Origin of the sequence: Microcoleus sp. bin48.metabat.b7b8b9.023, assembly GCF_013299185.1 — a bacterium.
Taxonomy (GTDB): Bacteria; Cyanobacteriota; Cyanobacteriia; order Cyanobacteriales; family Microcoleaceae; genus Microcoleus.
Genome location: NZ_JAAFKG010000028.1, coordinates 36,016 through 48,585, shown reverse-complemented (window position 1 = coordinate 48,585; position 12,570 = coordinate 36,016). Strand labels below are relative to the sequence as shown.

Annotated in this window: 12 protein-coding genes; 9 read left to right on the top strand and 3 right to left on the bottom strand. The window is 44.1% G+C overall.

Features of this window, described 5'->3' with window-relative positions:
* Window positions 1-10 precede the first annotated feature (10 nt).
* Window positions 11-1,027 (top strand): endonuclease/exonuclease/phosphatase family protein, encoded by a 1,017-nt coding sequence (locus tag QZW82_RS16850; RefSeq protein WP_293150122.1) that lies wholly within the window; start codon window positions 11-13, stop codon window positions 1,025-1,027.
* Between the two features lie 56 nt (window positions 1,028-1,083).
* On the opposite strand, the gene QZW82_RS16845 is transcribed toward QZW82_RS16850, so the two are convergent.
* Window positions 1,084-2,676 (bottom strand): DGQHR domain-containing protein, encoded by a 1,593-nt coding sequence (locus tag QZW82_RS16845; RefSeq protein ID WP_293150120.1) that lies wholly within the window; start codon window positions 2,674-2,676, stop codon window positions 1,084-1,086.
* A gap of 193 nt (window positions 2,677-2,869) precedes the next feature.
* Between QZW82_RS16845 and dndB the strand changes: the two genes are divergently transcribed.
* The gene (dndB, locus tag QZW82_RS16840; RefSeq protein ID WP_293150118.1) at window positions 2,870-4,009 is read left to right on the top strand and encodes a DNA sulfur modification protein DndB; all 1,140 of its coding nucleotides are present in this window, start codon (window positions 2,870-2,872) and stop codon (window positions 4,007-4,009) included.
* Window positions 4,010-4,015: 6 nt separating this feature from the next.
* Here the strand turns inward: dndB and QZW82_RS16835 are convergent, their stop codons facing one another.
* Window positions 4,016-5,191, bottom strand: coding sequence for a DNA sulfur modification protein DndB (locus QZW82_RS16835; RefSeq protein ID WP_293150116.1), 1,176 nt, complete (start codon window positions 5,189-5,191; stop codon window positions 4,016-4,018).
* Between the two features lie 172 nt (window positions 5,192-5,363).
* Between QZW82_RS16835 and dndC the strand changes: the two genes are divergently transcribed.
* The 7 genes from dndC (at window position 5,364) to QZW82_RS16800 (ending at window position 11,571) form a co-directional block, all read left to right on the top strand.
* Window positions 5,364-7,052 (top strand): DNA phosphorothioation system sulfurtransferase DndC, encoded by a 1,689-nt coding sequence (gene dndC / locus QZW82_RS16830; protein ID WP_293150194.1) that lies wholly within the window; start codon window positions 5,364-5,366, stop codon window positions 7,050-7,052.
* 360 nt (window positions 7,053-7,412) lie between these two features.
* The gene (tnpA, locus tag QZW82_RS16825; protein ID WP_293150114.1) at window positions 7,413-7,865 is read left to right on the top strand and encodes an IS200/IS605 family transposase; all 453 of its coding nucleotides are present in this window, start codon (window positions 7,413-7,415) and stop codon (window positions 7,863-7,865) included.
* Between the two features lie 10 nt (window positions 7,866-7,875).
* Window positions 7,876-8,040, top strand: coding sequence for a hypothetical protein (locus QZW82_RS16820; protein WP_293150112.1), 165 nt, complete (start codon window positions 7,876-7,878; stop codon window positions 8,038-8,040).
* A 123-nt stretch (window positions 8,041-8,163) separates the two neighbouring features.
* Complete coding sequence (gene dndD, locus QZW82_RS16815) at window positions 8,164-10,158, top strand: DNA sulfur modification protein DndD (protein ID WP_293150110.1); 1,995 nt, start codon at window positions 8,164-8,166, stop codon at window positions 10,156-10,158.
* Window positions 10,159-10,163: 5 nt separating this feature from the next.
* On the top strand, window positions 10,164-10,799 hold the full coding sequence (locus QZW82_RS16810) for a restriction endonuclease subunit R (RefSeq protein ID WP_293150108.1): 636 nt from the start codon (window positions 10,164-10,166) through the stop codon (window positions 10,797-10,799).
* A gap of 10 nt (window positions 10,800-10,809) precedes the next feature.
* Window positions 10,810-11,211 carry a DNA sulfur modification protein DndE gene (gene dndE / locus QZW82_RS16805; RefSeq protein ID WP_293150106.1) on the top strand — a complete coding sequence of 134 codons (402 nt, stop codon included), beginning with the start codon at window positions 10,810-10,812 and terminating at the stop codon, window positions 11,209-11,211.
* Between the two features lie 165 nt (window positions 11,212-11,376).
* Window positions 11,377-11,571 (top strand): hypothetical protein, encoded by a 195-nt coding sequence (locus QZW82_RS16800; RefSeq protein ID WP_293150104.1) that lies wholly within the window; start codon window positions 11,377-11,379, stop codon window positions 11,569-11,571.
* Between the two features lie 139 nt (window positions 11,572-11,710).
* Here the strand turns inward: QZW82_RS16800 and thiD are convergent, their stop codons facing one another.
* Complete coding sequence (gene thiD / locus QZW82_RS16795; protein WP_293150102.1) at window positions 11,711-12,526, bottom strand: bifunctional hydroxymethylpyrimidine kinase/phosphomethylpyrimidine kinase; 816 nt, start codon at window positions 12,524-12,526, stop codon at window positions 11,711-11,713.
* Window positions 12,527-12,570 lie beyond the last annotated feature (44 nt).

The following is a 12,570-nucleotide window of genomic DNA, read 5'->3' as shown; positions in this document are numbered from 1 at the left end:
AACTATAATTATGATTCATAGATACTTCAAACAAGCTGTAATTTTTTTCGCTTACAGCTACTCAGCCTTCATTATCGGCTACTTCATTCTCAGACTAATCTTTTGGGATCGGCTGTGGATTGTTGCTTTTATTGGCACTTTCAGTCCCTTAATTTTATTGCCAATTTTATTTTTACCCATACTAGCATTTTCAATTATCAAAAACCGCTGGTTCTCTATTATTTCATCAATTGCCTGCATTCTACTCCTAAGCTGGCTGCATCTCAAATACTTTTCCCCCGAATCAACAACAAGCATCGCCAATTCCCATCCCAGCCTCAAAATATTATCGCATAACGTCGGTTGGTATACAACTAAGTCGCCAACTCTAGTTAAACTAATCGAGCGAGAACAACCGGATATTGTATTTTTACAAGAAACTGTTCGCCCGCATAGGAAAAGAGTTTTTAATGTGTTAAAAACAAACTATCCCTATCAAGTAGACACTCCGCCTGTAGGAATTCTCAGTAAGTATCCGATTTCATCCAGCGAAATATTGCACTTAGCCGATCATCCAGAAACGCAGCAGCGGGCAATTGTTAATTTCAAGCAGCAAGAGATAGTCATTTACAATATGCAAGCAACCGGCCCGTGGGTTAAAATCTATAAAATATGGCCTTTTCTAAAAATTCCTGTTTACAAATACAAACAACGCTTTCCCGAAATTCAAGATTTAGTAGAGCGAATTCAGCAAGAAACTTTGCCAGTAATTGTCGCGGGCGATTTTAACATGACAGACGAATCTCAAGACTACTACAGCGTGCAGAAAGTTTTGCAAGATGCTTTCCTAAAATCTGGGTTTGGGTTTGGTTTTACCTGGCCTCGCGGTTTCTTTGCGAAAAGAATTAACTTGCACTTAACTTATCCGGTTTGCCGCATTGATTATATTTGGCATTCAAAGCATTGGGGTGCTAAATCGAGTTCTGTTTTAGAAGCAACAGAATCCGATCATTTACCCGTAGCAGCGGAACTAATTTTGTTACAATGAATTAGTATGCAGAACTTTGGCGTGGTATTGACACCTGAACTACCGATTATCATAATTTAGCTCAGCACGGGCGGCAATCCCACCTCTTTTGGATGCACAAACCTGCTATTAAAACTAACAGCTTTATCCTCAAAAGTCCTCGCTTGGGCCACCGCTTGCCGCAAATGAGCCCGATCCATATCGTCCTCAATTCCCGCAACCAAATATACAATTAACTTCGTGGCTAAATCCCTTCCAGAAACTAGCATTCGCTTTTTATTCGGATCGTACAAAATCCCGTACCACGCAGACTCAGGATTCTCCATGTAGCTAAATCCTTCATCCACATCATACCTGCGGAGTTTGTCGAAAACAGATGTCAGCGACAATTTCTTTCTAAATACTAGAATTCCCAAAGCATTAGCTAAAGCAATTTGACCGACTGGACGAAACAAAATATTGCCCTCGCCACCAGGCTTCTCAAAACTAAATCGGCGCAATTCTGCTGTTTCTTCGCTGCTTTCAATTCTTTGATAGCTGGGCAAAGTTGCTAAATGATCGAACAATTTATGAAACTCTTCTATTCCCTCTTTCAGTTCTTCATCTTCCGGACGCATGGGAATTAAACCTTTTCTTTCCGGCTTCCAATGCGGGAATTTGTGTTCTAAATACCGCCCGGCCATATCTTGCAGCGCTTGCAATGTGGTTAACACAGTTGATTTGGCTGCGACTGTCGCACTATCCCAATTAACGCGGGGGTTTCTATCATCTTGTTCTTTTAATAAGGGATGGGTGACGGCAATTTTGCGGGCGCAGATGGCAAATCCATTATCTTCGTTCAATAATGCTAGCTGTCCCTGACTCAGAGTTACCGCCATCAGGTTAACGTGCACAAAGATCGATCGCACTCGCCGCTGTGCTTGCTGTCGGGTTTCCCCCGCCACAGCCGCCGGGACAAACTCAATTCCGATTTTTTCGTGAGCTAATTTATACACTGTTTCGGGGTCAATTTGATACTCTTGGGCTAAATCTTCGAGAGTAATTGCATCGCCGACAGGTTTTTTGTTTTTGTTGTATCTTTGCAGAATTCCGGTTTTAATTAAACTCATTAAACCTTGAACTCCCATCAGCCGGTGCTGACCGTCTAAGGCAAAAATCGAGACTTTTTGAGAGACATCCAACAGCCCTAAATTCCCATTTTTATCAAAGGATATGAATTCAGCCGCGGATTTAGTCGCGACGCCGTTTTCATCCCATTCTTGGGCGTGAGGATTGTCTACCCACGGGGGACTGACAACTACTAAAACTGCGGGGAATTTGTGGGATTTTCTGGCTGCTAAATATTGAGTGAGGGCTGCTTGGCGCGACCAATCTAAGGGGCGCTGGATAATTTCGTCAATGGTTTCGTCGTCGCGGACGATGTTGTTAGTTTGGAGGTCGAACTTTTGCCGGAAAAGCGGCATTTGCGAGGCGAAGCGGACGCGGGAGTCCAACCATTCTAGGGTGACTGAACCGATGTAGGCTTCGCTGTTTCCCATCTGGGTTTTTTGGACGAAAATGCGATCGTCCTTTCCTAAATAATTATCTAATAACAGTGCGATTTGTTGTCTTTCGCGATTTTCTTTTTCCAAAAATTGGTTAGCGAGGTCATCCGCTGGCTTGGTAGTCATTGGTAGTTTTTATATTATTTGGGTATTTTTTCAAAAATATCATGAGTTAAATTTTATGTCAACAGTTGTTTTTTAAAAATATTTGTGAAATACTTAACTTATCTTGCGATAGCCCGGACACATACCACAAGCCAGACAAAAAGTCAATAAATGTTAATTCCCATTCCCGATGCCCAATTCCCAATTCTAAATTATGTCTACTCCTTCTTTTGAATACATTTTGCCGGTAATTCGGGGCATTCAAGCGGGCCGTGAATATTACGTGTCGATGTGTCCTGTGCGTTTTTTACCGAAATTGTTCCCCTTAGAATCAGAAGATTTGCCACCGGAAATGCGGGCAAAACGCACGCTGAATCAAACTCGGATTCCTGAAATTGCTGATTATTTTGTCAAAAGTTCTGGGAATTATACTTGTGGGGCGATCGCTGCTTCAATCGATGCGGATATTACTTTTGAAGCGGTGGGAAACGAAGCCGAAGAACGAAAAATCGGTCGTTTGCGAGTGCCGATGGATGCTAAGTTTACTATTAATGACGGACAGCACCGGCGCGCGGCTTTTGAGATGGCTTTGAGGGAAAATCCGCAGTTGGGATACGAGACGGTGGCGCTGATTTTGTTTCTTGATATTGGGTTGGAAAAATCGCAGCAAAAGTTTGCCGATTTGAACAATTTTCAAGTTCCTTTGGAGTCGTCGCTAAGTGTACTTTACAACCACCGGGGCGATCGGGCTTTGGTTGTAAAAGCGGTTGTTAAGCAGGTTGAGGTGTTCCGCTGTTTGACGGAGATGGAGAAGGGGAGTTTGAACGGGCGATCGCCCAAATTGTTTGCGCTAAGTGCGATCGACCGTGCTATCATGGCTTTGCTGCGTCATATTGAGGCAAACAAACACGCGAAACCCTCTCGTTACCGCGCCACAAAACAGGAAAAAGAGGAAGAACTCGCTCAAAAAATAGAACTGGCGGTTAGTTATTGGAATGCGGTTTGCAGTTTTATTCCAGATTGGCAATTAGTGCTGCACAAGCAAGTGGCGGCGGGGGAAATCCGCCGGAATTGCGTGCACTGTCACAGTGTTGTGCTGGAGAGTTTGGGCGAAGTTGGGGCGAGTTTGCGATCGGTTTTTCCCGATCGTTGGGAGGAACGTTTAACTGCTTTGCGCGAGGTTGATTGGTCGTTTTCTAATCCTGATTGGGAGGGTGGGATTTTGGCGAAAGGGGGGATTTCGCGATCGAGGGCGAGTGTTACTTGGATGACTGATTATTTGAGAAAGCGCCTGGGTTTGGAAACCGCAGATGGATCGCGGGCGGGGCGCGCGTGCCACAATCCAGGCGGATAATATGGCTTAAATCCATTCTAGATGGGCTTTTACTTTGTTGACTGCCATTTTTACAGCATTAACACTAGCTGTTATTCTATAGTTACGGACAAGATTATTTGGCTTATTGTCCGACAAAACCACATTTCCCTCCCAAAGATGGCTTTTTCTTGACCAATCAAGCTGAGCAAGTTCTGATACTCGTTCTGGATCGAAGCAATAGCTATCAGCATCATAAGTGCAGTAGAGTAACTTTCCTAATATTTCTATTCCCACACTTCTGCCCAGTAAACAATTTTCTTTAAAGTCATCAATTTCATCAACTGTCAAATCATCAGATTCTGTCTCATAAATGTATTGAGTTAGACTGCATTCAGTAAATAATTGATTGAGGCAACTAATTATAGCTGCCGAGCATTCTGATAGATCGTAATCTTTCAGCTCGTTATTGGGATCGTTAGCAAAAGCGCAACTGACAGCCTTGGCTACATAATTCATTGTATATATTCGCTTTTCTTTAGAGGATGGAGAACCTTTAACTTTCTCTGTTTTGCCCTTAAAAATTGGCACTTGTTCAATTAACTGTTTGGAAATACCTATTCTACCTTCCATTTCGCCAAAGGACAAGAGTAACGATTTATCCAGCGCTTTTGTTTGCGCCATATCTCTAAAGTCTCTTTGACACTGATTAAAGTTGCCTTCTAAAACAAGCGTAATTGGGAAATCATTATCTCCTATTAACTCGCCGTTAGCACTCTCAATCAATTCGTGAATCGCTCGCTTGCGGTGCTGTCCATCGGTAATATCTAACTTAACACCACGAGGGATAACTACTAAGCAAATTCCCCGACTTAGTTCGATAATTTCAATCTTTTCTGGATCGACATTTGCAGTGAGTGTACCCACAATCCAGGGTTGGTCTTTTTTAACGCGCTTGAGAATGTACTCCTTGACTTCCTCAGCATGGCCCTTAATCTCTGGACGATTTTTGCCAGACTCAGGCTCGTTATTTGTAGAAGGTTTTGCTTGAAGGAGAGTAGGCAAATCATCAGCAGGCACGTTGAATTGTACCATTTTTCGCTTTCCATGCTGAAAGATTAAGCCCGGATAGCACTTCTGACGGTGGTATCTGGCGAAGTACGGCTCAAGGAATTCATCTAGTCGCGGGTTGAGTTCTGGCTGATTCGAGCTGTCATTAGCCATAGCTTGTAAATTAATTTAAAGGTTAATATTTAATTGTAAATCATCACGGGTTATAGTAGTCAAGCAGACTATTATGCTCAAAGCTCAACGATCGAGGGCAAACAATTATGTTGCGTCACCGGGTGGAATTCACAGCACAACTGTTGCTCCTTGGCAAGGGGAGATTAGTAAAATGACACAAGCTCAACAGATTCAACTATTCCCACCGCGCAGCGTTAAGCAGTTAGTGGATGATGTAGAAAAGTTAACTCAAGAAATTCAGGATTTGTATTGTAGCGATGAAATTCCCTGGGTTTTAGGCGTATCTTTTGGAAAAGATTCGAGCGCAGTATTGCAGTTAATATGGAATGCGATCGCAGCACTGCCACTAGAAAAACGCACAAAAACAATTCATTTAATTTCAACAGATACGCTGGTAGAAAATCCGATTATTTCTACCTGGGTTCGCAATTGCATTAAACAGGTCAAGCTAGCAGCTAACCAGCAAAAAATGCCTGTAGAACCCCATCTGCTTCATCCTTCCGTTCAAGAAACATTCTGGGTATGCTTAATTGGCAAAGGCTATCCAGCACCTCGAAATGGATTTCGGTGGTGTACCGATCGCATGAAAATTCAACCTGTTAACGATTTTATACGCGAAATGGTGAGATCCCACGGTGAAACTATTGTTGTCTTAGGTACTCGCAAGGCTGAAAGCAGCAAACGCGCTGCAACAATGAAAAAGCATGAAGTAGGTAGATTGCGCGATCGATTGAGTCCTAATTCTCGTTTGATTAACTCTCTAATCTACACTCCTGTTGAAGATTGGCGTGATGATGAAGTTTGGCTTTATCTAATGCAGTATCCTAACCCTTGGGGAGGTGACAATAAAGACTTGTTTACCATGTATCGTGGTGCAACAGCAGATAATGAATGCCCTCTAGTTGTTGATACTTCTACCCCAAGTTGTGGAGACTCTCGATTTGGCTGCTGGGTTTGTACAATGGTAGACCAAGATAAGTCTATGCAGGCAATGATCTTGAATGATGAAGAGAAAGAATGGATGCAGCCTCTACTTGATATTCGCAACGAATTAGACATTAAAGACGATCGCCCAAAAAGAGACTTCCGTCGCATCTACGGTAGAGTAGAACTGTTTGAACGCAACATGGGCGACGACACAACCTCCGTCGAACCCATTCCAGGGCCCTACACCAAATTCTGGCGAGAACACTGGCTGAGACGAGTCTTGGAAGCACAAACCCACATCCGCAAAACCGCCCCCTTAGAAATGCGCGACATCACCTTAATTACCCCGGAAGAACTTAGCGAAATCCGCCGCATTTGGCTGGAACAAAAGCACGAATTTGATGACAGTTTGCCCCGTATTTATCAAGAAGTCACGGGGGAACCCTTTGAAGATTCCCGCCCCGCCGCCGAAAGAAAACTCCTCGGTAGCGATGAATGGACTGTACTCGAAGAAATGTGCGAGGACAAAATGCACTTGGAATTGATGGCAAAACTCCTGGATACGGAACGCCAATACTACACCAAACCCCGCCGTACAGGCATTTACGCCGATTTGGACAAATGTTTTGAAACCAGTTCGCGATCGCAGGAAGAAGCCATTAGCAACGCCCACTATCAACGGAATCTCAAAAAAGCGGTGGAAGATGTCAAGGCAAATCCGGCCCTGAATATTCAGCAAGTCAAAAATGCGATCGCCCAAACTAACACTTCCGCAAAATCCGATACCGTCGATATTGCCAAACTCAAACAAGAACTTGAAAGCAGCAGCAACGAAGACAAGCAGTTATCTTGGGCGGATATCAAATATTCAACTCCAGATATCGGAGGGGGAAAAGAGGAAAAATTAGGATAATGTCGATAATTGGCGATCGGGCTTATCCACAAACCCGCCGGGAATTGAAATCCCCGTCTCATAGCGAAAGTCGGTTAAAACCGACTGAATAGCTCAATTCGATAATTGGCGATCGGGCTTACTTACAAGTCCGCCGGGGATTGAAATCCCCGTCTCATAGCGAAAGTCGGTTAAAACCGACTGAAGGGCCAAATTCCACAATTACCGACTTCAGTCCTCTTTAAGAGGACTTTCGCTATGAGACAGGGATTTCAATCCCTGTCGGACTGTCGGACTGACAAAAAGCGCGATTGACCCCGATCGCCCCCGATCGAACTTTGAGTATTCGCTGATATCTACCTAAAAAAAGGAAAAATGCTTATGGCAATGTGGCGGCTGTACTATCATTTAGTTTGGGCAACAAAAGAGCGACAGCCTCTCATATCTCCCGCAAAAGAAACAGAACTTTACTCTTATATCATCGGCAAAGCAGACACTCTCAATTGCATCCTCCATGCGATCGGCGGCACAGAAAATCACATCCATTTAATAGTTTCTATTCCTCCGACACAATCGATCGCTGAATTCGTTAAAAATATTAAAGGTAGTAGCAGCCGTTATCTCAATCAAACTTTACAAAATTCCAATAAATTTGCGTGGCAAGAGGGATACGGAGTATTTTCTTTAGGACAAAGACAACTCGAACAAGCAGTCGCTTATGTTATTAATCAAAAGGAACATCACTTGCAAAAAACCACAAACTCACATCTCGAACAAATGACTCATCAAGACGATTCACCCACCCGGTGGCACCCAAATTCACCAGAGAATTAATTGAAAAATATTGGCAGACTCCCCGATTTTTGGCATCTCCTGCTATCCGGACTCTTACGGGCGATCGGTTTTACCCGCAGTCCGCCGGGGATTGAAATCCCCGTCTCATAGCGAAAGTCGGTTAAAACCGACTGAAGAACCAAATCAAACGATCGCCGACTTCAGTCCTCTTTAAGAGGACTTTCGCTATGAGACAGGGATTTCAATCCCTGTCGGATTATGAGACTCACCGATCGACCCCGATCGCACCCACCAACTCTCATCCCACCAACCAACAACATCTACATCTACATCTACAATGCAATTCCTCGAACTCGTCCTCAAAAACTTCGGCCCCTACGCAGGCATCCAAACCATCAATCTCCGCCCCGAAAAAGACGGAAATCCCTGCCCGATCGTCCTATTTGGCGGCATGAATGGCGGCGGCAAAACCACCCTCATAGACGGCATTCGCCTCGCCCTTTACGGCGGCAGAGCCCAATGTTCCACCAGAGGAAATTTAAGCTACAGCGACTTTCTGAATCAATCAGTCAACCGCCACACTCCACCATTAGACGATACCCGCGTCGAATTAATATTTGAACAAGTCCAAGACGACAAATTAACCCAATACAAAATAGTCAGATACTGGACAAAAAATGACACCAAAGATAACTTAAGCATTCTCATATATAGTGAAGTAGTCAATGATTGGTGGTCAGATAAAGCCATTACTAAAACCTGGGATGAATATATCGAAACCCTTTTACCAGTCGGCATATCCAACCTATTTCTGTTTGATGGCGAACAAGTCAAAGAATTAGCAGAACTTGAAACCCCCCCCGAGTTTGTCGTTGGGGCAATTAAATCTCTTTTAGGTTTAGAATTAGCAGAACGCCTCGCCGTTGATTTAGAAATATTAGCTAGTCGAAAACGCAAAGCAATTGCGGACAAAAAAGACTTGGCCGCTTTAGAAAAAATCGAACAAACTTTTCAGGATATTACTCAAAAAACCGCCGATGCAAAAGAAAAACAAGCCAGCTTTAAAACCAAATTAGAGAAAGCTCAAAAAAATCAGCAACAAGCATCCGAGAAATTTATTTATCAAGGTGGTAAAATAGCAGCCGATCGCAGTCAACTAGACAGACAACTAGATGACTACAAAAATCAGGCAGAAAAAACCCGTAAAACCATGATGGAATTAGCCTCAAATACGCTACCACTAGCGCTAATTCCTTCCCTACTAACCGCAGCCAAAACCCAAGCAGAAACAGAAGCCAGCCAGCAGCAAGCAAAAATCGCTCAAAATGTAATCAAACAAAGAAGCGATCGCCTGCTGAACTATATCGCCGAAATCTCATTAAATGCTCAACAACTAGATAAAATTCAAGACTTTATCCGCCAAGAAGACCAAGAACTCGAACAGCAAGCAGGAACAGACATTCCGCCCTGGATGAACGCCGATGAAAATAGCATCCAGCAACTAGAAAACCTGCTTAGCTACCAAATCCCAGCCCAGCAAACCGCCACCGCCGAACAAATAGCAGAAATCAAAAACATCGAAGCAGAAATCGACTTCACAGATAGACAAATCGCAGGTGCAGCTTCCCCCGAAGCCTACGAGAAACTAGAATTGGCAGTGAAAAATGCTCAACAAGTAGTTGCTGATGCAGCCGCCGACTTGGAATCAGCCAACCGCCGCATCGATGAATTAGAGAAAGAATTAGCCAAAACCCAAAAAGAACTGGAAACCTACAGCAGCGAATATATCACCATCAGAAACAGCCAACACGTCATCGCCTCCATCGCCAAAGCCCAAGCTACCCTGAAACAGTTCAAAGAAAAACTCACCCTCAAAAAACTCAACAAACTCGAAGTAGAAATTACCGACTGTTTCCGCTATTTGCTGCACAAAACCGATTTAGTGCACAGAGTTGCGATCGACACTGACACATTTAGCCTGTCAATTTACGATCCAGAAGGCAAACCAGTACCCAAACACAGACTTTCGGCTGGGGAAAAACAACTGCTGGCGATCGCCTTTTTGTGGGGATTGGCCAGAGTATCGGGTAGATTGTTACCAGTGGCGATCGACACTCCCCTGGGCCGCCTCGACTCATCTCACAGAAACCACCTAGTTGAAAAGTATTTCCCCTCAGCCAGCCACCAAGTTATCCTGCTTTCTACGGACACAGAGATTACCAAATTAGAATATGATAAGCTGCAAGAATTGGAGGCGATCGCCCACAGCTACATCCTGAAATACGACTCTGCCAAACGCCAAACCACTGTGGAAGAAGGTTATTTTTGGTAAAATCTATGGTAAATATCCTACAAGCACAAGCCGTAAACCTCCGCGATCTAATCGATCAATTTGGCATTCAGTTAGTCGAAGATGAGCAATTTTTTCGCGAATGGCAAGACAACCTCCCCGAACTGACTGACTTAGACAAGCAACTTCTAGACAAAGTAAAAGCAGGTTATATTAACTTGCTCAATTACCCGCCTTTGCTAGAAAATGTGATTCGGATGTCTGTACTAGATCCGATGCTTTTTATCGGAGATTTTTACTTGACCCCATTTTATGTAAAAGCGGAAACATCTGTAGAAATTGTTAGCGAAGATGAGGGAACTATCATCCGAGGAAAGATGGATACCTTAGTATTAAGAGACCAATTCTGGGTGATGGTGATCGAATCCAAAAAAGCAGGATTTTCTATTGAAGAAGGACTTGCACAAATCCTTGCTTATATGCTATGTAACCCTTACCCAGATAAACCCAGCTACGGTCTGATTAATGCTGGAGGAAGTTTCATATTTGTTAAATTGGTGAAGGCAGAAGTACCTCTATATGCTTTGTCTGACCCTTTTGATATTCGCAGACGGGGTAATGATTTGTACACTGTTCTCAGAATTATGAAGCGTTTGAGTCAATTAGTAGTCTTATCAACCTAGGGTTAAAAATATGGAACCACCAGTCGATCGCATCTGCCTCTCTCAAACAGCCAAAGAGCAACTATCTAAACTCAAACGATCGACTAAAATCGATCGGTGGAACGTCCTGTGCAGGTGGGGATTTTGCCGATCGCTCGCCGAGCCCAGCATACCATCCCCAGTACCGATTCCCAGCGACAGCAACGTAGAGTTAAGCTGGGATGTTTTCGGCGGCGACATGGCTGATATTCTGATAATTGCTCTCAAGCAGCGGTGTCATCAAGATAATTTGGGTACGTCCAAGGAAACTCTCGCCCAACAGTTTCGCCTGCACTTGCATCGAGGTATTGGCTATTTAGCTGGCGATCCGAATATTAAGAAGATTGAAGATTTGGTGGCGATCGCTCTAGAGCCTGAGAAATTGAGAAATTAAACGAACCGCGAAGGCGCAAAGAACGCGAAGGAAGAAAGAGAAGGGAAGAGTTTACAATTTATTTGGGAGTGCTATCAGTGCCAATGTTTGGCTGTCGCGGTGGAGGATTTTATACCAAATTACAAATTTTACCTGATAGAATAAGGGTTGGAAGGAAGTAGATGTTTGAAAGTAGTAGTTGAGGAGTTCCATGGGGCTATTGTTAAATTCGATGATTTAACAATAGGGAATTCCTGGCGATCGCAGTTACAGCAAACTGTCACTTCCTGCGCTGACTCGCTCGCCTTCACTGCCCAAAACCCCCAAACCCTCACCAAATCAAACTTTCTTGCGATCGACATCCTGCATTCCCCAGCTTAAAAGCAGACAATTCAACAACTGTACCAGTAATAACAACGGTTCGTAGTGAGGACTTTAGTCCTTCTTCTTGCGGACTGAAGTCCTCACTACGAACCTATTTGATTGCGATCTTTCTTTTGGGTAATGAGATGACTAATGACTACTGACTATTGACTTCTTCCTTCCGCAAAAGCGGGAAAAAATGCCCCACAGGCCCTTGCCCTTCCCCAATATCTAAAGCATATTTTAGAGCAGTAGTAACATAATTCTTAGCTAATGTCACTGCTGTAAACAAATCTTTACCTAATGCTAGATTAGCAGCGATCGCAGCACTCAACGTGCAACCAGTCCCGTGAGTATTCCTAGTATCAACCGTCTCAGTTTTCAACACATCCAGCCGCGTACCGTCAAACCAAACATCAATGCCTCGCAAATCTCCCGCCATCCCGCCACCTTTGACTAAAACAGCTTTCGCGCCCGATCGATAAATCTCCTGCGCTGCCGATCGCATATCATCTAAAGAAACAATCTCTCTTGAGCTCAAAATCTCAGCCTCAAAGCGATTCGGAGTTACGACAGCCGCCAAAGGAATCAAATTATCGCGCAAAAATGCGATCGCACCCTCGTCAATCAACTTAACTCCCGCCCGCGAAACCATCACCGGATCGACAACCAAATTCCCTATATTTAAATTCTGTACCTGTGCAGCCACCGCCACCATAATCTCCCGGTTTAGCAGCATCCCAGTCTTCGCTGCCTGCACCCCAATATCTCCAACTACCGCCTGGATTTGAGCTGCTACAGACTCCGCAGACAAAGCATCCACCCGCGTCACCCCTAAAGTATTTTGAGCTGTCACGCAAGTCAGAGCGCTCGTACCGTGCACGCAGTGAAATGCAAACGTTCGCAAATCCGCCTGAATCCCGGCCCCGCCGCCGCTATCAGATCCTGCGATCGTCATTGCAACTGGTATCATTGATTTTTTAATTTCTGGCATAATTACAGCAGTTTTCAGGTAAT